Origin of the sequence: Roseateles sp. (assembly GCF_031397715.1) — a bacterium.
Classification (GTDB): domain Bacteria; phylum Pseudomonadota; class Gammaproteobacteria; order Burkholderiales; family Burkholderiaceae_C; genus Paucibacter_A.
Genome location: NZ_JANNMI010000264.1, coordinates 1 through 19,701, shown reverse-complemented (window position 1 = coordinate 19,701; position 19,701 = coordinate 1). Strand labels below are relative to the sequence as shown.

The 19,701-nt window shown below is 62.9% G+C and carries 16 protein-coding genes and 2 pseudogenes; 10 read left to right on the top strand and 8 right to left on the bottom strand.

Annotation, left to right across the window (positions count from 1 at the left end):
- Nucleotides 1-950, top strand: a 950-nt coding sequence (locus tag RMO57_RS11585; RefSeq protein ID WP_310386767.1) for a PLP-dependent aminotransferase family protein, incomplete at its 5' end; no start/stop codon positions are given.
- A gap of 49 nt (nt 951-999) precedes the next feature.
- On the opposite strand, the gene RMO57_RS11580 is transcribed toward RMO57_RS11585, so the two are convergent.
- From RMO57_RS11580 to RMO57_RS11570, 3 genes are all read right to left on the bottom strand, one after another.
- Nucleotides 1,000-2,406 carry a PEP-CTERM sorting domain-containing protein gene (locus RMO57_RS11580; RefSeq protein ID WP_310386765.1) on the bottom strand — a complete coding sequence of 469 codons (1,407 nt, stop codon included), beginning with the start codon at nt 2,404-2,406 and terminating at the stop codon, nt 1,000-1,002.
- A gap of 382 nt (nt 2,407-2,788) precedes the next feature.
- Nucleotides 2,789-3,457 (bottom strand): YigZ family protein, encoded by a 669-nt coding sequence (locus RMO57_RS11575; protein WP_310386762.1) that lies wholly within the window; start codon nt 3,455-3,457, stop codon nt 2,789-2,791.
- Between the two features lie 35 nt (nt 3,458-3,492).
- On the bottom strand, nt 3,493-4,320 hold the full coding sequence (locus RMO57_RS11570) for a substrate-binding periplasmic protein (protein WP_310386761.1): 828 nt from the start codon (nt 4,318-4,320) through the stop codon (nt 3,493-3,495).
- 298 nt (nt 4,321-4,618) lie between these two features.
- Here RMO57_RS11570 and RMO57_RS11565 point away from each other — a divergent pair, with 298 nt between their 5' ends.
- From RMO57_RS11565 to RMO57_RS11535, 7 genes are all read left to right on the top strand, one after another.
- Nucleotides 4,619-5,338, top strand: coding sequence for a PEP-CTERM sorting domain-containing protein (locus tag RMO57_RS11565; RefSeq protein ID WP_310386759.1), 720 nt, complete (start codon nt 4,619-4,621; stop codon nt 5,336-5,338).
- A gap of 83 nt (nt 5,339-5,421) precedes the next feature.
- Nucleotides 5,422-6,561 (top strand): tRNA guanosine(34) transglycosylase Tgt, encoded by a 1,140-nt coding sequence (gene tgt, locus RMO57_RS11560; RefSeq protein WP_310386757.1) that lies wholly within the window; start codon nt 5,422-5,424, stop codon nt 6,559-6,561.
- A 51-nt stretch (nt 6,562-6,612) separates the two neighbouring features.
- On the top strand, nt 6,613-6,843 hold the full coding sequence (locus RMO57_RS11555) for a type II toxin-antitoxin system prevent-host-death family antitoxin (protein ID WP_310386755.1): 231 nt from the start codon (nt 6,613-6,615) through the stop codon (nt 6,841-6,843).
- A gap of 5 nt (nt 6,844-6,848) precedes the next feature.
- A complete protein-coding gene (locus RMO57_RS11550) occupies nt 6,849-7,235 on the top strand; it encodes a type II toxin-antitoxin system VapC family toxin (protein ID WP_310386752.1) in 387 nt (128 codons plus the stop codon).
- Between the two features lie 47 nt (nt 7,236-7,282).
- A complete protein-coding gene (locus RMO57_RS11545; RefSeq protein WP_310386750.1) occupies nt 7,283-9,157 on the top strand; it encodes a site-specific DNA-methyltransferase in 1,875 nt (624 codons plus the stop codon).
- 1 nt (nt 9,158) lies between these two features.
- The gene (locus RMO57_RS11540; RefSeq protein ID WP_310386748.1) at nt 9,159-9,563 is read left to right on the top strand and encodes an HI0074 family nucleotidyltransferase substrate-binding subunit; all 405 of its coding nucleotides are present in this window, start codon (nt 9,159-9,161) and stop codon (nt 9,561-9,563) included.
- Nucleotides 9,550-12,585 (top strand): DEAD/DEAH box helicase family protein, encoded by a 3,036-nt coding sequence (locus RMO57_RS11535; protein WP_310386746.1) that lies wholly within the window; start codon nt 9,550-9,552, stop codon nt 12,583-12,585. Before RMO57_RS11540 ends, RMO57_RS11535 begins: the two co-directional genes overlap by 14 nt.
- 6 nt (nt 12,586-12,591) lie before the next feature.
- On the opposite strand, the pseudogene RMO57_RS11530 reads toward RMO57_RS11535, so the two are convergent.
- The 4 genes and pseudogenes from RMO57_RS11530 to RMO57_RS11515 form a co-directional block, all read right to left on the bottom strand.
- Nucleotides 12,592-13,917, bottom strand: a pseudogene (locus RMO57_RS11530) (MFS transporter); the annotation flags it as partial.
- 4 nt (nt 13,918-13,921) lie between these two features.
- Nucleotides 13,922-14,590, bottom strand: a complete 669-nt coding sequence (locus RMO57_RS11525) for a CAAX prenyl protease-related protein (RefSeq protein ID WP_310386744.1) — start codon at nt 14,588-14,590, stop codon at nt 13,922-13,924.
- A 96-nt stretch (nt 14,591-14,686) separates the two neighbouring features.
- Nucleotides 14,687-15,544 carry a 23S rRNA (adenine(2030)-N(6))-methyltransferase RlmJ gene (locus RMO57_RS11520; RefSeq protein ID WP_310386742.1) on the bottom strand — a complete coding sequence of 286 codons (858 nt, stop codon included), beginning with the start codon at nt 15,542-15,544 and terminating at the stop codon, nt 14,687-14,689.
- Between the two features lie 48 nt (nt 15,545-15,592).
- Nucleotides 15,593-16,714: a hypothetical protein gene (locus tag RMO57_RS11515; RefSeq protein ID WP_310386740.1), complete on the bottom strand. Its 1,122-nt coding sequence runs from the start codon at nt 16,712-16,714 to the stop codon at nt 15,593-15,595.
- Between the two features lie 251 nt (nt 16,715-16,965).
- Here RMO57_RS11515 and RMO57_RS11510 point away from each other — a divergent pair, with 251 nt between their 5' ends.
- Nucleotides 16,966-18,039 carry an alkene reductase gene (locus tag RMO57_RS11510; RefSeq protein ID WP_310386738.1) on the top strand — a complete coding sequence of 358 codons (1,074 nt, stop codon included), beginning with the start codon at nt 16,966-16,968 and terminating at the stop codon, nt 18,037-18,039.
- A gap of 11 nt (nt 18,040-18,050) precedes the next feature.
- On the opposite strand, the gene RMO57_RS11505 is transcribed toward RMO57_RS11510, so the two are convergent.
- Complete coding sequence (locus RMO57_RS11505; RefSeq protein ID WP_310386736.1) at nt 18,051-18,623, bottom strand: MOSC domain-containing protein; 573 nt, start codon at nt 18,621-18,623, stop codon at nt 18,051-18,053.
- A gap of 304 nt (nt 18,624-18,927) precedes the next feature.
- Here RMO57_RS11505 and RMO57_RS11500 point away from each other — a divergent pair.
- Nucleotides 18,928-19,701: pseudogene (locus tag RMO57_RS11500) on the top strand (phosphoenolpyruvate carboxykinase); the annotation flags it as partial.

The following is a 19,701-nucleotide window of genomic DNA, read 5'->3' as shown; positions in this document are numbered from 1 at the left end:
GCCACTCGCGCGGCCTGCAATGCGGCGCCGATCAGATCATCATCACGGCGGGCTCACAACAGGCGATTGCGATGGCCGCCCTGGCGCTGGTGCAGCGCGGCGACCGGGTCGGCATGGAGTCGCCCGGCTACCGTGCTGCGGCCGCCGCCTTGGGCCTGAGTGGCGCGACAGTGCTGCCGGTGCCGCTGGATGGCCAAGGCCTGCGCGTCGGGGCCTTGCAGGCCTTGGGACGGGTGCGCATGGTCTACACCACGCCCTCGCACCAGTACCCGACCGGGGTGGCGATGAGCTTGCAGCGCCGGCTTGAATTGCTGGCTTGGGCGGCCCGCGAGAACGCCTGGGTGTTGGAGGACGACTACGACGGCGAGTACCGCTTCAACGGCGTGCCATTGGCGCCGCTGGCCACGCTCGATCAAGGCCAGCGCACGCTCTATATCGGCAGCTTCTCCAAGCTGTTGTTCCCCGGCCTGCGCCTGGGCTACCTGGTGGCGCCGGCCGCGTGGCTGCCGACCCTGGCCAAGCTGCGGGCGGTGTTGGACCGGCAGTCATCGATTGCCGACCAAGTGGTGATGGCTGACTTCATGGCCGAGGGTCATTTTTTGCGCCATGTGCGGCGCATGCGGCGCGCCGCCCTGGAGCGTCGCGATATGTTCCTGAGTGTTTGGGCGCAGGACCTCAAACCGCATTTGCCGGCGGCCCTGCGGGACTTGCCGCTGCAGCCGATTGATGCGGGCTTGCAGGCCTTCTGGCCGCTGCCCTCGCGCGCCTGGGAGAGGCGGCTGGTGACGGCCGCCGCTGCGGCAGGTATCGAGTTGGGCGGGCTGACCCAGGTCGGCGGGCTGCCGGCCCACAGCCAGGAGGCCGGCCTGGTGTTTGGCTTTGCCTCGGTACCGCCGGCGGAGATACGCCGGGCGATCCGGCTGCTGGCGCAGGTCTGGCGACCGATTTAGGGGCACCAGACGCTGCGCTCCGAACTCAAACGCTGCGCGCCAGCGGCGCTTAGCCTTCGGCTCGCCGTTTACGAGCCAAGGCAGCGATGCCGGCCAGGCCTGCCAGCATCAGCGCAACAGTCGATGGCTCAGGCACCGGTGCGGTGTGGCCCAGGGTCAGGCTGGCAACGCGCTGCAATGCCAGTGCATCACTTTGGCTCAGGCCCAGGTCACGCGCAGCGATCTCGTTGGCGCCGAACATCGCTGGATCGAGGCCGGTGACCGAGCCGAAGTTCGTCAGGGCGCTGAGGTAGGAGCCGGCGACGCTGGCGTGGGTGCCATCGTTGAACCAGAGATCAATCAGCTGGTCGGTCGAAGCATCCGCGGCATACATATCGCGGGTGGCGACGCCGGCTTGCACGGCGGCCAAGAAGGCCTGTCCCACGGGAATGATTTCCGTGATGCCCGAGCTGCCATCATCATCGGCGTAGTCAGCGACTTTCAACATGCCGGTGCTCATCTCGGACGTCATCGCCTCGAGCGAGTTGAAATAGCTTGGCACCGGCTTGGTGGTGTCGTAGACGGCGTCGCCGGTCGCAGGGTTGATGGTCGGCGTGCCGGGTGAGTTGATCAGATTCGGGCGGGCCCAGGTTTGCTGCAGATAGATCTCGGTCGCCAAGCTGGCATTTGCGTTCACCCCCAGGTTGCGGGTCGCCCGGTTATCACAACTGCCTGCCGGCGCCCCTGCGCTGGCTCTTTTGGTGCCGCCCGCCGCGACGCAAGCGTCAACACTGCCGTACTGGGCGATATACATAGCTTCCTCGGTATAGCTGGTGACTGCAGTCAAACCGGGCGCAATGGTGACCTTGCCCGTGTGCACCCAATCTTCGATCAGATCGACATGGGCTCTGATCGCTGGAAAGTTGGAACCCAGGGCGACGCCGTTGACGGTCTGCGGCCCGAGCGCCTCGTCGCTCTGCTCCTGCAAGATCATCTTGGCCCATTTCTGGCTGCTGATATTGCCGCGCAGGTCCCAATTGACGGAATTGGCGGAGTTGATCAGGTGTCCGCGCAGCGTGGCGGCGTTGCGGGTGGACAAGGCCACGTCATAGTTCAGCCCGGCCTGCACCGTGAGCTGCTTGAAGATGCCGGCCACGCCACCCCAACCGTTGGTCTGCGTGTGCGGCGAGTACGAATTGCCATGCACACCCGTGGTCGGGTTGATCATGCCAGGGCCGTAGGAGTTGGTCCCTGTCACATCACTGAACTTGGGTGTGCTTGCGGTCGACCCGACCACCAACGGCCCCTGCGGCTGGGTCAGGTCTCGCACATTGGCGGCGTTGTAGCTCAGCACCGGGTCCAAGCGGCCAAAGGTGTAGCTGTTGCCAACGAAGAGGATGCTCACCGGATCGGCCGCAGCGGCAGGGCCGGCGACGACCGCGGCGGCGGCGGCGAGAAGGTAAGGGGTCATGTGCATGGCGGAGTTCCTGGTAACGGCCGGACAGCAATCCATGGTACGGCTCCCCCCCCGGGTCGACCCCCCCTCATTCCAGTGGGTTTGGTGGCAAAACGAACAAGTATTTACCCTCAGCCAAGTACCAGGTGTTGCCAGGCTATTCGACAAAAGAACCCGGGGAATTTCGAGCCTCCGGATTGGGATGAGGCTTGGTTGAAAGAGGCCCGCGAGGCCAGTGGCGTTGTTGCGGCGACTCTGCCCAATGCAAAAGGCATGTTCGGTGACCAGGCGAAATTCAACCCTAGCGGTCATCTGCTGGCACGGCCTTTGGCTGGGGCGGAAACCCCGAAGCGGCTGCCTTGCACGATTGTTTTGCCGCCCGAGTTCGCGCCGCGGGGTGAATTCAGCCAGGTCGAAACTGACCGACTCGACCGGACCCCGGCCGGCCCGCGACTTCGATGCAGCCGGGTGCGTCGGCATCGGCCTGAACCTTCAGCCAGCCGATCCGCCCTTGACCCGCGTCATTCAGGCGCGTCACGAAGGCGCTGGCAGCCGGCGCCGGCAGCGCGAAGCTGAGTTCGACCTGGCTGCCGTGCTGCACCGCCAGCAGTTGCGCCCCGGCCGCCTCGATCTCGCGCCGCAACCAGCCTTCAAAGGCGTAAGGCAGCGTGCAACTCAGCGTTTGCAGCTTGACGAGCGGAATCTTCTCGGCCTTCAGCAGCGCCTGCGCGACCGCATCGGTATAGGCTCGCACCAGGCCGCCGGCGCCCAGCTTGGTGCCACCCCAGTAGCGCACCACGGTGGCCAGCACGCCCTCCAGGTCTTGATGCCGCAACACCTCCAGCATCGGCCGGCCGGCGGTGCCGCTGGGTTCACCGTCGTCAACCGCCGCCGACTGGCCGCCCCCCGAGAAGGCCCAGCACACATGAACGGCGCCGGGATGCTCGGCCTTCAAGGCGGCCACCCGGGCGATGGCACCGGCGCGATCGGGCATTGCCTCCACGCAGCCGATGAAACGACTCTTCTTGATGATCAGTGCGCTGTGGACGGGGTGGGCAAGGGCATTGGGCATGGCCGCCATTTTCGCGCTTGCGGCGACCGGCCGAATCAGGGCTTGGGCGGCGCCGCAGCCAGTAGCATTGTCTTGGCCGTTGCGGCGCCGACATGGCGCGTGAAGATGGATTCGAGCGTACCGTCCTTTTGCATGGCCGAAAGGGCGCCGCGCAGACGTTGGCGGTCGGCCGCGCTAACCCGCTGGCGTGAGACCACCAAGCCGGCGTTGATGCGGTCTTGCGCCGCCCAGTCAAGCACAACCACCTCGTCTTGCAGGCCTTCGCGGCGAAAAATCAGCGGCCAACTGGTCGGTAGGGCCAACATCGCGTCGGCCCGGCCGAGCTTGAAGACACGCACCGCGGAGTCAAAATCAGGCACCTCGGTGACCCGCTGGCGGGCGCGCAATTTGTCCAGCCAGGCGTCAAAGACCGGTCCATGCTTAAAGCTCTTGACCACCACGACCAGTCGCGTGGGGTCGGCCAAAAAAGCCTCGGGGGAAGTCAGTTTGTCGGCCAACTCGCGCCGAAGCAGGGCGTAGTTCCGGGTCTGTACATAGAGCATGAATTCGGCATATTTTTCTCGCTCTGGGCTGGGGATGCCGGACACGCTGAGGTCCAATTTGTTTCTGGCCAGCTGATCCCAGATGCGCACACGCGACTCCAGCACGGTATTGAACACACAGCCGCTGCGGCGGGCCAGTTCGTTGACGATGTCGAGATCAATGCCGGCATAGGCGCCGGTGGCGTCGCGGTAATAGAGCACGCCATGTTCATAGAAGGCGAGGCTGTAGGGGCCGCATTCGGCGCCGGTGTTGCGGGGCTGCGCCGCTGCAGTTTGAAAAAGGCTGAGACTCAGCAGGCAACAGAAAAACGGTCGACGCATAGACAGTCCTGAGGAGTGAGCCATTTGCCGATTGACCCGCCGGTGAGTGCAGATGCCCCCATTTCGCCGGATGCAGTTTACGCCGGCAGCAGCAGTGCTAACCAGCTCGGCAGCAGCGGGCCCATTGGCGCTGTGCAGCCTGAGCTTGCGTGCACTCTTCACGGTTCGCCCTTCAATGAGCTAGCCAAGCCTTGCGAACCCCCGCGAACGCGGGAGGTCGCGGCCTTGGGGCTGTCGAAACGCAGCCTTAGGCTCCCCACATCAACTTATCGCCGCGCTTCATTGGGCCAAAACAAGCATGAAAACTCAGTATCTCCTCGCCGCCGCCATGTTGGCCTCGGCCGCGCTGCCGGCCAGTGCCGCACAGTTTGACTTCTACAAATTGGGCCGGGGCGCCGCCCATGGCGACTTCTTGCCCATGCCAGCCCAGCTGCCTGAGCCCGTCACCGGCGTGCCCTGCACCGGTGCCGATATCTGCAGCTCCAAGGTCGACAACGGTGAATTTGGCGGCAGCTTGAAGTACACCAATGGCGGCTTGGTGGCAATCGCGACCGCCTCATACAAAGGCTTCACCGCTTCGGTGGTGCAGGACAGCACCGCCGGTTGGACCAGCAGCAAGGGTGCCGGCCTGGGGGTCTACCACCTCAAGGGTGTCAACAGCGATGACAACATCACGGCGGGCGAAAAGCTGACCATCACCTTCAACCAAGTCGTTCAATTGAGCCGCATCGACCTGCGTTCGGACGGCCATAACTTCACCAGCTGGCAGTCCGGTGCGACCTTTTTGCTGAACGAGCAATCGACCGCCTTGCCCACGGGCACGGGGGCAATCAGCTTGACCACCCCGATGGTCGGCCAGACCTTCACCTTCGCCTACGGGGGTGCCAAGGCCAACCAGTTCTACCTCGGCGCCCTGACCGCGCAGGCCATGCCCGTGCCTGAGCCTGCCACCCTGGCTTTGCTGCTGGCCGGTCTTGGCTTTGTAGCGGTGCAGGCGCGCCGGCGCCGGCAGGGCTGAGCCCTGCACCGGACCTGAGCCGGACCTGAGCCGGGTCCACATCAGCCGTCGCTGCGTCGGCAGGCTGCGACAATCGCGCCACTATGCTGAAGTTCGACTTAATCAAGACCGAGGGCCACGCCCGCCGTGGCCAGATGACGCTCAACCATGGAGTGGTGCAAACGCCGATCTTCATGCCGGTGGGCACCTATGGCACCGTCAAGGGCGTGATGCCGCGCTCACTCGAAGAAATGGGCGCGCAGATCATTCTGGGCAACACCTTCCATCTGTGGCTGCGCCCCGGCATGGACATCATCAAACAGTTCGGTGGCCTGCACCGCTTCGAGAACTGGCACAAGCCAATCCTGACCGACAGTGGTGGCTTCCAGGTCTGGAGCCTGGGCGAGATGCGCAAGATTTCGGAAGAAGGTGTCAAGTTCGCCTCACCGGTCAATGGTGACAAGCTGTTCCTGACGCCCGAGATCAGCATGCAGATCCAGACCGTGCTGAACGCCGACATCGTGATGCAGTTCGACGAATGCACGCCGTATTTTAAAAATGACAAGAGCAAGGGCGAAATCACGACCGAGAAGGAAGCGCGCGTCTCGATGGAGATGAGCTTGCGCTGGGCCAAGCGCTGTGCCGATGAAATCAACCGTTTGGAAAACCCCAATGCCTTGTTCGGCATCGTGCAGGGCGGCATGTACGAGGGCTTGCGTGACCATTCTCTTGCCGGCCTGGCCGCGCTGGACCTGCCGGGCTATGCGATTGGCGGCTTGAGCGTCGGCGAGCCCAAGGCCGATATGCGCCGCGTGCTGGCCCACATCGGCCATCAGCTGCCCGTTGACAAACCGCGTTACTTGATGGGGGTGGGCACGCCGGAGGACCTGATCGAAGGCGTGACGCAAGGCATCGACATGTTTGACTGCGTGATGCCGACCCGCAACGCCCGCAACGGCCATTTGTTCACCCGCTTTGGCGATTTGCGCCTGCGCAATGCGCGCTACAAGACCGATGAGCGGCCGGTTGACGAGACCTGCACCTGTTATTGCTGCGCCAACTTCTCACGCGCCTATCTGCACCATCTGGACCGCTGCGGCGAGATGTTAGGGCCCATGCTGACCAGCATCCACAACCTGCATTACTACCTCAACCTGATGCAGGAGGCACGTGACGCGCTGGATGTCGGAGGTTTCGAGGCCTTCCGCGTCAAGTTCGCTGAAGGTCGGGCGCGGGGGGTTTGACGTTTGCTATGTTGGTCACTTAAAATGACCAACATAGCAGGAGTGAAAACCATGAATCACTACAATATTGCGCAAGCCAAGGCCCAGTTTTCCGAGCTGGTGCAGCGCGCGCTGGCCGGTGAAGACGTGGTGATTGCGCGTGACAACCGGCCGCTCTTGCGTTTGGTGCCGCTGCAGGCCGCGCGCGGCAGCCCACGCCAACCGGGGTCGGCCAAGGGCTTGATCAAGTCGATTGCGCCCGACTTTGATGCGCCGTTGGACGACTTCGCGCCCTACCGCTGAGCGGCATGCGCCTGCTGCTGGACACCCATATCTTTCTCTGGTGGGTGACGGGTGACAAAGCCCTGTCTAAGAAGGCCCGTGCGGCCATCGCCGACAGCGGCAACGAATGCTTCTTCAGTGTGGCCAGTGCCTGGGAGCTGGCCATCAAACACAGCCTCGGCAAGTTAGAACTGAGCGGCAGCCTGGAGCGTTTTTTGCCCGAGCAGCTGGCGCTCAATCAGTTCCAGTTGCTGCCCATCGAGCTCAGCCACAGCCTGCGCGTGGCCAGCTTGCCCTGGCATCACCGCGACCCCTTTGATCGCCTGTTGATCGCGCAATGCCAGGTCGAGAACCTCACCTTGGTGAGCGCCGACAAGCAGCTGGCGGGTTATGGTGTCGCCTTGATCCGCTGAAGGCGGCCAGTTTATCTTTGATCGACCCTCGTTAGCCAGAATCCGCCATGCCCGAAATCGTCTTCAAAGGCAAAGAATACGTTTACAACCACCATCTCAGCGTGCCCTACCGGCCGCTGCTGGCGGACGCCAGCAAGAGCGTGGGCGCACCCGACCTGAGCGGCAACCTCGTCATCCAGGGTGACAACCTGCATGCGCTCAAGAGCTTGCTGCCGCGCTATGCCGGCCAAGTCGATTTGATTTTTATTGACCCGCCCTACAACACCGGCAACGAGGGCTGGTGCTATAGCGACGGCGTCAACTCGCCCATCATGAAGGAATGGCTGACGACCAACCCGGTCGACGGCGAGGACATGCTCCGCCACGACAAGTGGTTATGCATGATGTGGCCGCGGCTGACGCTGCTGCGCGAGCTGCTGAGCGAGCGCGGCTCGATCTGGATCACGCTCGATGACAACGAGGTGCATCGGGCGCGAATGGTCCTGGATGAGTTGTTTGGCGAGCAGGCCTTCATTGCCAACGTGGTGTGGCAGAAAAACTTTTCGCCCAAGAACACGGCGCAGTTTTTCAGCGAAGACCACGACCATCTCTTGGTCATCGCCAAGAACCGGGATTTGTGGCGGCCGCGCATGCTGGAGCGCACAGAGGCGATGGAGGCGCGCTACAACAATCCGGACAACGATCCACGGGGGCCTTGGACTTCGGGCGATCTTTCGGCAAGGAACTTCTACAGCGAAGGTAGTTACCCCGTAAGTGCCCCATCGGGCCGAGTTTTTGATGGTCCGCCCCCAGGGAGGTACTGGGGCATCAGCCAGGAGAAATTCGTTCAATTCGATAGCGAGCGTCGAATTTGGTGGGGCGAGGACGGCAACAATATGCCGCGTTTGAAGCGGTTTCTGACGGACGTCAAACAAGGCCGCACCCCCCAAACTCTTTGGTTCTACGACGAGGTTGGCCACACGCAAGACGCCAAGAAGACGTTGATTGAAATGGGCATGCTGAAGGACGGCGAAAGCACCATCACGCCCAAGCCGGTGGCCTTGATTGAGCGCGTGCTGGAACTGGGCGCCGACGACAACGCCCTCATCCTCGACTCCTTCGCGGGCTCCGGCACCACCGCCCATGCGGTGCTCAAAGCCAATGCCAAGGACGGCGGCACGCGTCGCTTCATCCTGGTGGAAGGCGAGGCCTATGCCGACACGCTGACCGCCGAGCGGGTGCGCCGGGCGATTCGGGGTTATGCCTGGGCCGGCAATCAGCGCGAGACGCTGCTGGAAGAAAAAATCACGCTGACCCAGTTCAAAAAAGCCCGTGAGTGGTTGGCCAAGGTGGATGCGATCAAACGGTCCGAGGGGCTGACGGATGACGATGCGGCCCAGACGACGCTGGAGCCTAACGCGGCACCCAAGCGCAAACGCTTCGACAAGATCGAGGTCAAGATGGACGACGGCGTGTTGCGCGTCGAGGGCGTGCGGCGCATCTCCGAGCTGGCGCCGGGCCTGGGCGGCAGTTTCACGTATTGCACGCTGGGCGAGGCGCTGGAACTGGAAAAGTTGCTGTCCGGTGAGCATCTGCCCGAGCGCGGGGCTTTAGGCGCTTGGTTGTTCTACACCGCCACCGGCGCAACGCTGCCACTCGCGCCCAAGGCAGCGCCGCAGCATTACCTGGGGCAGGCGCTGGACAAGCATGTGTGGTTGGTCTACACGCCAGATTTGGCCTTTTTGAAGAGCCCGGTGGCGGCGCTGACGCTCTCGATGGCCGAGGCCATGCAGGCCTGGGGCCGCGCGTATGACGCGGCGCGCGGCGACGCACCGCGCGGCCATCTGGTGTTTGCGCCGGCCAAATACCTGAGCAATAAGCAGCTGAAGGAACACGGCGTGGACTACGCGCCGCTGCCGTTTGCGCTGTATCGGGAGAGTTGAGATGGCGAATCAAGAAGATAAGTTGCACTTTCAGCTGGGGCTCTTTAGCGCCTCATTGCTGGCTTTGAGAGAAGCGGTGGAAACCGACACAGGGGACAAGAAGTCACGCGATTCGATCCTGTTGAGCTATGTGTTCACCTTTGAAATGGCTTGGAAAACACTCAAGGCGGCTTTGCTTTTGCGTGGGGCGGATGCGCCAGATTACGCAGCCGGCACTTTGAGATCAGCATTCACGGCGGGCCTGTTGTCTGGCCCGGATCTCTGGATGGACCTGCGTGAAGGTCGCAATGAGGTGAGCCATGCCTACGATCAAGAACGGGCCATCATCTTGGCGGCAATGGTGAAGGCGCGGGCCGTACAGGCCTTCGAAGATCTGCTCAAGACTTTGCAGCATGACGGCAGTTGAGGGTCTAGGCGACGCCAGCGACGCCAGCGACGTTGGCCCCTTCGGCATTTCGCCGGGTGCTCGTGCGCGCTTGTTCAAGCTGTTTGAATCGCTGGACGGTGTTCGAGCTGTCTGGATCTTCGGCTCACGCGCCCAGGGTTTGCAGCGCCCCCGCTCGGACATTGACCTTGCCGTTGATGCGCCGGATCTTGATGCACGGGGCTTTCTGCGCGTCAAAGACCAAATCGAGAATCTAGGTCTGATTTACCGAACCGATGTCGTCTGGCTGCAAGACCGGCATGGTGAAGTGTTCAAGCAGGAAATAGAAAAGCATCGAAAGCTGCTTTGGCAGGGGCCGATCAAGAGCCATGTCGACGCCCAGGCTCGGCAACCAGGCGGGGCGATTGAACTCAAACCCTTCCAGGAGCGCGTGCTCGCCCAGCTAAGCCGTTACCTCGACGTGATGGGCCAACAGGCCGCCAAAGCGCAAACGAAATTGGCGCAGCTGCGCGCGATGGAGGACATGCAGGACTATCTGCATGACGCGCAGGACTACCCGAGCAAGGCCTGGGCCGCGCTGAAGGCGGAGGGCGCTTTGCCGCCGGCCTTTGCCGCGCAGCCGCATTCCAGCCGCTTTGACGGCGCCGGCAGCGCGATCCCGAATGTCTGTCTGAAGGTGCCCACCGGCGGCGGCAAAACGCTGCTGGCCGCCGCCAGCATTGCACAGGTCTTCGGCCATTGGTTCAAGCGCCACACCGGCCTGGTGCTGTGGGTGGTGCCGAATGAGGCGATCTATAGACAGACGCTGAAGACGCTCAGCAACCGCGACCACCCTTACCGGCAGATGCTCAATGTGGCGGGGGCCGGACGGGTCAAGGTGCTGGAAAAGAATTCGCCGCTGACGCGCCAGGATGTGGACGGCCATTTGTGCGTGATGGTGCTGATGCTGGCGTCGGCCGCGCGGGCCAGCAAGGAGACGCTGCGTTTTTTTCGCGACCGCGGCAATGTGCTGGGTTTTCTGCCGCGCGAAGATGATGTGCAAGCGCATTGGGAGCTGCTGCGGGCGGTGCCGAATCTGGATGTGTATGCGCCCTTCGGGGCCAGCCAAGCAGAGGCGCGGGCGCAGATGGGCAGCATCGTCAAAAGCTCGCTCGGCAATGTGGCGCGGATGCTCCGGCCCATGGTGGTGATCGACGAGGGCCACCACGGCTATACCGAGAACGCACTCAAGACGCTGGACGGTTTCAACCCCGGCTTCTTGCTGGAGTTGTCAGCGACGCCGCGGATTGCCTCGGCCAAGGGTTCGGGCTCGAACATCCTGGTCGACGTGCGCGGCACCGATCTGGACGAGGCGCAGATGATCAAGCTGCCCATCCATGTGGACGTGCAGCATTGGAGCGATTGGCAGAGTTGCCTGGCGGCCGCGGTTGCGCGGCTGGATGGGCTGCAGGTCGAGGCCGAAGCCTTGCGCGGTGAGACTTCGCGTTATATCCGGCCGATCTTGTTGGTGCAGGTTGAGCGCACCGGTGCCGATACGCGCGACAGCGGCTTCATCCACGCCGAAGATGCCCGCGCTTATCTGCTGCAACTGGGCTTCACCGAGCGGCAGATTGCGATCAAGACCTCGGACAAAAACGAGTTGGCCGCGCCCGAGAACATCGACTTGCTGAGCCCTTTGTGCGAGGTGCGCGCCATCATCACCAAGCAGGCGCTGCAAGAGGGCTGGGACTGCCCGTTTGCCTATGTGTTGTGCGCGCTGGCGGCGGGCCGCAACCCGGCCGCGATGACGCAGTTGGTGGGGCGCATCTTGCGTCAGCCGCAGGTCACCAAGACCGGCTACGACGCGCTGGATGCCTGTTATGTTTTGTGCCATGACGCCAAGACCGCCGAGGTGGTGGGGGCGATCAAGAAGTCGCTGGAAGGCGAGGGCATGGGGGACCTGCTGATGAAGGTCACGGGGGCGAGCGGCGAGAGCAGTGCCAACACCCGCACCGTGATGCAGCGCCGTCGGCCTGAGCTGGCACATCTGCGGCTGTTCCTGCCGCGCGTGAGCTGGTGCGAGCCGGGCCGGGCGCGGCGCGAGCTGGCCTATGAGAGCGATCTGCTGGCGCGAATTGACTGGGCGGGGCTGGACGCGGCGCAGTGGGTCAAGGACTGGGCGCCCAACACCGAGGCGGGTTTGAGCGAGCAATTCGACATCAACTTGAGCATCTTGCAGCGCCATGGCTTGGCGCAGACGCCGCGAGTTTCGGCCGGTGCGCAGGGCGAGTTGAACCGTGCGCGCTTGGTGCGCGCCTTGATCGATTTGGCACCTAACGCCTGGTTGCTATGGGACTGGGTGCAAGCCGCCGTGCAGGCTTTACGGGCGGCAGGCCACAGCGAAGCGCAACTGGCGGCCAGCAACGCGTCTTTGATCGAACGCCTGCGCTTGAGCCTGGAGGCCGAGCGAGACCGCCGGGCTGAACGCGTGTTTGCAGCGTTGGTCAGCGCGGGGCAGATCGAGTTTGCGCTGCGCGCCGACGCCAGCGACTACGAGTTGCCGATGCAGGCCGAGCTGAGCCTGAGCGGGGGTGAGCCGCGCGCGCTGCTCAACGACCAAGGCATGCCCGCGCGCAAGCCCTTGCTGGAACCGGTCTATGAAGGGCCGGAGCTGAACGGCTTTGAGGCCAAGTTTGCCGGCTACCTAGATGCCAAACAGGCGGTGCATTGGTGGCATCGCAATGTGGCGCGCACCCAGTACGGGCTGCAGGGCTGGAAGCGCCACAAGGTGTATCCGGACTTTGTGTTCGGCCTGGTCACCGAAGGGCAGCAACAGCGCATGGTGCTGATGGAGACCAAGGGCGCGCATCTGGCGGGCAGCGATGACACGGCCTACAAGCAGGCCTTGCTACAAAGCCTGAGCAGCGCTTTCCGGGATCAGCGCTGGCAGCAGGTGGGGGAATTGCAGCTCAGCCAGCCAGACGGATTGAGCAGTTTGGCCTGTGATCTGCTGCTGGACACGAACTGGCAGGGCGCACTGGAGGCGCGTTGGTTTTCGCCTTGATCAGCGCCGCCCGCTGACGAGGGCGGCGAAGCGCTGCAAATATTCCGGCGCTTGAATGAACACGTACAGACTGAACAGCAAATTGGCCAGGCCAACCGACAAGAACAGCTCGGGGATGCTGAAGCCAAAGCTGCTCAGCAGCACGCCGGCCAACAGCGAGCTAACGATCATGAACAGCGCATTGAGAATATTGTTGGCGGCAATGATGCGGGCGCGGTGGCTGGGCTGCGAGCGCAGCTGAATCAGCGCGTACATTGGCACGCTGTAGAGACCGGTGAACAGGGCCAGCAGGCCCAGATCGGCGAGCACGCGCCAATGTTCAGTGTGCGAGAAAAACTCGCTTAAGTTCATTAGCGCCGGCTTGGTGGACAGGCCGCGCGAGGCGAAGTAGAGGTCGATCGAGAACAAGGTCATGCCGATCGCGCCGACCGGCACCAGACCGATCTCGACGCTGTGGCGCGATAGCCGCTCACACAAGAGCGAGCCGATGCCGATGCCAAGCGAGAACATCACCAGCAGCGCGGTGGCGACTTGGGCGTCGCCGTGCAAGACTTCTTTGGCAAAGGCCGGGAAGTTGCTCAAATAGACCGCGCCGAAGAACCACATCCAGGAAATGCCGAGCAGCGAGCGAAACACCACCGGCACCTCGCGGGCGAGCAACAGATTGCGCCAGGTTTCGGTGAAGGGGTTCCAGTTGATCTTGAGCGTGGGGTCGGTGGCCGGGCAAACGGGAATGAACTGCGCCAACAGGCGACCCAACACGGCCGTGACCAAGCAAGCAATCGCGACATTGCGCGCGCCGACCTCGGGCACCGCGATCAGCAAGCCACCGAGCACCTGGCCCAGCAGGATGGCGACGAAGGTGCCCATCTCGACCATGCCGTTGCCGCCCATCAGCTCGCGCTCGTTCAACTGCTGGGGCAAGTAGGCGTATTTGACCGGCCCGAACAGCGTCGAATGCAGGCCCATCAGCAGCACGCACAGCAGCAGCAGGTGCACTTGCGTCGTCAGATAGCCCCAAGCCGCCAGCGCCATGATGGCGATCTCCAGGGACTTGACGAAGCGCATCAGCTTGTGCTTTTCCAGCTTGTCCGCCAGCTGCCCGCTGGTGGCCGAGAACAGCACATAGGGCAGGATGAACAAGGCGTTGATCACCAGCCCGGCCTGCGAGGCCGGCAGCCAATCCAGCTGGAGCTGGTAGGTAATCAGGATGATGAGCGGGAACTTGAATAAGTTGTCATTGCCCGCATTGAGAAATTGCACCCAGAAATAGGGCGCAAAGCGGCGCTGGCGTAGCAGCGCGAATTGGCTGCTAGGTTCTTGGGGGCTCATTTTTTTACCAGAACTGCCATTGACCGGTCTTGACCACCCAGATGCCCAGCACGCCATTCGTGACCGCATGCGCGATCACCGCCGTCCAGAGCTTGCCGGTGCGCACATAGAGCCAGGCATAGGCCAAGCCGGCGACGACGGCGCCCAGCCAGAGCGTGTGGGCCAGCATGAAGACAAAGGTCGACAGCACGATGGCCTTGATGCCGACGCGGTGGGGGTCAACGGTTTCGAATTTGGGGCTTTCAATCCAGCGCATCAAAAAGCTGCGCCAGAACAACTCCTCCATCACCGGCACGATCAGGGCGGCGCCGATCCAGCGCAGCGCGATCAAAGGCCACATCAGCTGGCCTTGTGCGTCCAGCGGCAAGAAGTTGGCGGTTGGATCGCCGAGCTGCATCCAGGGGGCGTCGAGATTGATCCAAAGCACGAACACCACGATGCCGACCAACACGCTCCAGAGTAGCTCCCGCCGGCTGGGTAGGTTTTGGCGTGCCAACTCACCGTAGTCGAGCCAGAACCAGGCCAGCAGGCCGCCGACCACCAAGACGCTGACGCCGTAAACGTAGCGTGGGTCGAAGCTGGCACTGTCCGGTAAAACCCCTCGCAGGGCCAAGAGGGCCATGAAGGCGGCGAAGGGAACAGCGCGTGCTAGGGCGGCGGGGCTGAGATTCATGGTTTGGCTGGAGGCGAACAAGGCCACAAGCCTAACCCGAAGCAGATGACAGTCGCTGCGGTGAAACCCGTGGAGCTGTTGCCCTTTGAGGCGCTATCAAGGCGCGCGCTGCTCCAACAAGAAGTTGGCGCCATCGTATTGGCCGAGCTTTTCAACCAAGTACGGCATGCAAGCCTGCAGATCGTCATGCAGGGTGAACGGCGGGTTGATCACGAACATGCCGCTGCCCAACATGCCGAAGCCGCGAATGTCGGACTGCTGCTGCACCGTCAGGCGCACATGCAGCCAGCCCTTTTTGGCGCTGGCGTCCGCCGCGGCCTTGAGACGTTGCGCCAACTGGGCCGACTCCAACAGCTGCAGCTGCGGATACCAGATCAGGAACACGCCGTCGGCGAAGCGCTCAAGCCCCTCGCGCACCGCCGTCAAGACCTTGGCGTAGTCGGTCTTCAACTCATAGGACGGGTCCATCAGCACCACGCCGCGGCGCGACGGCGGCGGCAGCTCGGCGCGCAGCGCGGCGAAGCCGTCTTTGTCGCTGACCTGGGTATTGGGCCGTGTCGAGAGATAGGTTTCGAGAATGCGGAAGTCGGTCGGGTGCAACTCGTGCACGCGCAACCTGTCCTCTTCGCGCATGATCAGGTTGGCAATGCCGGGCGAGCCGGGGTATTGGCGCAACTGGCCGTCGGTGTTGAAGGCGCGCACCAAATCCATATAGTTGGCCAGCGGTGCGGGCAGATCTTTGGCGTCCCAGAGACGCGAAACGCCCTGCACATACTCGCCTTTTTTCTGCGCGTACTGGCCCTCGATTGAATAGCCGCCGGCACCGGCATGGGTGTCGAGGAGTGTGTAGGGTTTGTCCTTTTCGCCCATATAGCGAAGCACCTGCGTCAGGATCAGGTGTTTGAGAACATCGGCATGGTTGCCGGCATGGAAGGCGTGTCTGTAGGCGAGCATGTACGAACTGTAGCGTGAGGCTCGCTGGCGCGCGACCTTTTGGGCACCTCAAGGCATTTGAAAGGCGCCCGGGTGTCTCGCAATTTGGGTCAGGGCCACGCTGCTGCGGGGATGCTGGTATTGCCTTGTCGGGCGCAAACTCAGGCCAAAGGCCGCACCGGGATCGACCGCTTTGCCGCGCAGCGACGAGGTCGGCCGCAGGGCGTAGTTCTCGCGTGCGGCCAATACAAACTCATCCAAGTCGGTGATGAAATTGGCGCCCAGCTCCCAGGCCTTGTCGGTCACAAAGCGCGGGTTGCCGACCAACAGGTTGTTAAATATCCTGACCTTGACCGGCCCCGGGCTGACACGCAGGAAAACACCGCCACTGGGCCGTTGATCGACCAGGGTGTTGTGGATCAGCTGCAACTCCTGCTTGGGCCAAGTCAGCCCTTCGGCACCGAAGGAAATCAGGTGGGGGTTCTGGGTGCCAGAGCCTTGCTGAATCAAATTGCCCAGCACCAGCGCCTGGCCGCCGTTGGGGAATTCCAATTCGTAGCTGGACTCGCCGCCAATTTCGTCGCTCAGGCGGTTGTACAGAATTTGATTGACCGCGGCCCGGCTCTTCAGCAAGTGGCCGACTTGACCGTGGTGAAAGTAGCAGCCGATGACGCGCAGATGGGCGATGGCGCCGACATATAGGTTGTGGTTCTGGCCATCGTGCCTGACGATGGTGCCGAACTCACAGTCTTCGATTTCCAGCCTGATGGCCGGGTCGTTGCTGGTGAGGATGCCGTTTTCGTTGTTCTTGAAGCTGCAGTCCCGCAAGCTCAGCGAGCCCCGTTCCAGCCGAATGCCGGCGCCATTGCGGTCGGGTACACGGGCGCCGATGAAGTCAAAGCCTTGGATGCGCAAGCGTTCGCCGCTGGTGACGAAGATGCCCTTGCCTTGCGCTGCAGCGCCCATGGCCAGCAGACGCACGCGCCCGCCCACGGCCTTGAGCGTCAAATCATGCTGCGGCCAAGCGGCCACATCGGCCGTGTAGTCACCCGCGTCCACCTCGATCACCGCGCCGTCACGCGCCCGCTGCGAAGCCTCGGCCAGCGACTTGATGTCCCGGTCGCGGCCGACCTTGATGACGGCCGACGCGTCGGCACGCGCGCTCAGCGGCCTGGTGCCCAGTGCGGGCATTGCCGTGCCGGCGAGGCCGACCCCCGCCCATTGCAATAGCAGACGACGGGTGGTATGTGGTGCAGAGGCTTCTGCTGAGCTTGACGTGCGAGGGTTCATAGATCGGGGAGCCTGCAAATGGCTATGAGAGTCGCGCACCGATTGCGCCGCAACAGTCTATCGGCACAGCTTGCGCTTGAACCTGGGGTGAGTCTCGCTTGAGGGCAAATCCGCTACGCTCGCGGATTCTCATATGCCGCTCACCGTCAAACATGCCCAGCCTTTTCGACCCCGTCCAAATCGGTGACCTTTTGCTCGCCAATCGCATCGTCATGGCACCGTTGACGCGCAGCCGTGCCCCAGGATTGGTGCCCAACGAGTTGATGGTTGAGTACTACCGCCAGCGTGCTTCGGCCGGCTTGATCATCAGCGAGGGCACGCAGATTTGCGCCCAAGGTCAGGGCTATTTCGACACACCCGGCATCCATACCCCGGAGCAGATCGCCGGCTGGCGGCGCGTGACCGAGGCGGTGCACGCGGCGGGCGGCAAGATCGCGGCGCAGCTGTGGCATGTCGGGCGTGTCTCGCATTGCGATTTCCAGCCCGGCGGCCAGGCGCCCGTCTCCAGCACGGCGCGCGCTGCCGTCGGTAGCGCGCGCACACCGACCGGCCTCAAGCCGCTGTCTACGCCGCACGCACTGAGCACGGCCGAGGTCGGCGCGGTGGTGCAGCAGTTCGCCCAGGCGGCTCGCTGCGCGATTGAAGCGGGCTTTGATGCGGTTGAGGTGCACGGCGCCAACAGCTATTTGATCGACCAGTTTCTGCATGACAGCATCAACGACCGTGTGGATGCGTACGGCGGCCCGGTCGAGCACCGCGCCCGCTTTGTGTTGGAGGTGATGGCGGCCGTGGCCGCTGCGATCGGCGCTGGCCGAGCGGGCCTGCGGCTGAGCCCGGTCAATCTGGCCCGCGCGCCGGCTGGCGGTGACTCGCAGGTGCAATTGCTTTACAACCATGTGGCCGAGCATTTGGCGCCCTTGGGCCTGGCGTTCTTGCATGTGGTGGAGGGGCAGACCGGCGGCCCTCGTGACGCCACCCCGTTTGACTACAGTGCCATGCGCGAACGCTTCGGCGGCCCCTGGATGGTCAACAACGGCTACAGCCGGGAGATGGCGCTCAACGCGGTGGCGGAAGGCCGCGCCGATCTGGTCGCCTTTGGCCGGGACTTTATCGCCAACCCAGATTTGGTACGGCGCCTGCGCTTGAATGCCGAGTTGCAGCGGCTCGACCGGGCGTCTCTGTACGGCGGTGGCGCCCAGGGCTATACGGACTATCCGAGCTTGTAAGAGCCGTCTACTCAGTGACGCCGCAGCTTGAAGCGAAACAATTCGGTGATGCTGACTTCGCGCGGGCCGGCCACCAGCTCAAAGCTCTCGCCGGCCTCCAGCGTGCCAGGAGTTTGCACCGCCAAATAAAAGCCGCACCACGCGCTTTCGCTCATCAGCTTGACCGCTTTGTTGAAGCCCATCACCGCGTTGAACTTGAAGCAGGGGTAGCGCGGTTCGCTGACCAGCAATTCGCAGTCGGCAAAGCGCAGGCGGTCGCCGATCCAGACCTCTTTCTCCAGCAAGCCGCTCAAGCTCAGGTTCTCGCCGACGGCGCCCGGCGCCAGCACCGCCTGCCAATCTGCCACCTTGGCCTGCGCCCGCACCGTCTGCCAAAAAGCGAAATGTTCGGAGGGGTAAGCGTAGACGGCTTTGCTCAAGCCGCCATGCACGCTCAGGTCGACCTGCTCGTCGCCCTGCAAACCCAGCGGCCCAACCTGGACACGGCCGCCGACCGGCCGCTTGGCTATGCCGCTCAGCACTGTTTTGCCGTCCAGCGTGTGAAGGGCTTTGGCCGTAGCCACATTGATGCTTATCAGTTTCATGGCCGCTAGTGTGACAAAAGTCGCGCCCCTGGGCTGGGGAATATCGGTGCGCATGACTTCATTCTGCAAATGCATAACCACGGGTTCCTCGGAAGTTACGGTGTGGTTACATTGCGGTGACAATCGCAGTGGCCACCCGGCAAGATGTGGGTTTTGCGAATTCCCGGCCGGCTCAATGCGGCGCTATCAACATCAACATCAACATCAGCAGCATTCGGTCAAGTCCGAGGGCGATATCTCTCACAGAATTGAGTGACCGCCGTCGAACTTGACCAAATTCTGCTTTTATATTGAAGGAACGACGATGAACCAACCCGTGATGGAGGGGCTGCGCCTCAATGTGCCAGCTCATGTAAAACACCAGCGTTTGATAGGCTGGGTGGCCGAGGTCGCCGCACTGACGCAGGCACGCGATGTCTACTGGTGTGACGGCAGCCAAGCCGAATATGACCGTTTATGCACCCTATTGGTGAGTGCGGGCACATTCAAGAAGCTCAATCCGGCCAAGCGCGCGAACAGCTATTTGGCCTGCAGCGACCCCAGCGACGTGGCCCGGGTCGAGGACCGCACCTATATTTGCTCGGCCAAGAAGGAAGACGCCGGCCCGACCAATAACTGGATGGACCCGGCCGAGATGCGCGGCCTGTTGCAAACCGGCGACAAGGCGCTCTTCAAGGGCTGCATGCGCGGGCGCACCTTGTACGTCGTGCCATTCAGCATGGGCCCGCTCGGCTCACCGATCGCGCATATCGGCGTCGAGCTGTCCGACAGCCCGTATGTCGCCGTCAATATGCGCACGATGACGCGGATGGGCCGCCCGGTGCTCGATGTGTTGGGTGCCGACGGCGTGTTTGTGCCCTGCGTACACACGGTGGCCAGCCCGCTAGAGGCCGGCCAAGCCGATGTGAAGTGGCCCTGCAACCCGACCAAATACATCGTCCATTTCCCGGAAACCCGCGAAATCTGGTCCTATGGCTCCGGCTATGGCGGCAATGCGCTGCTGGGCAAGAAGTGCTTTGCTTTGCGTATTGCGTCGACGATGGGCCGGGACCAAGGCTGGTTGGCCGAGCACATGCTG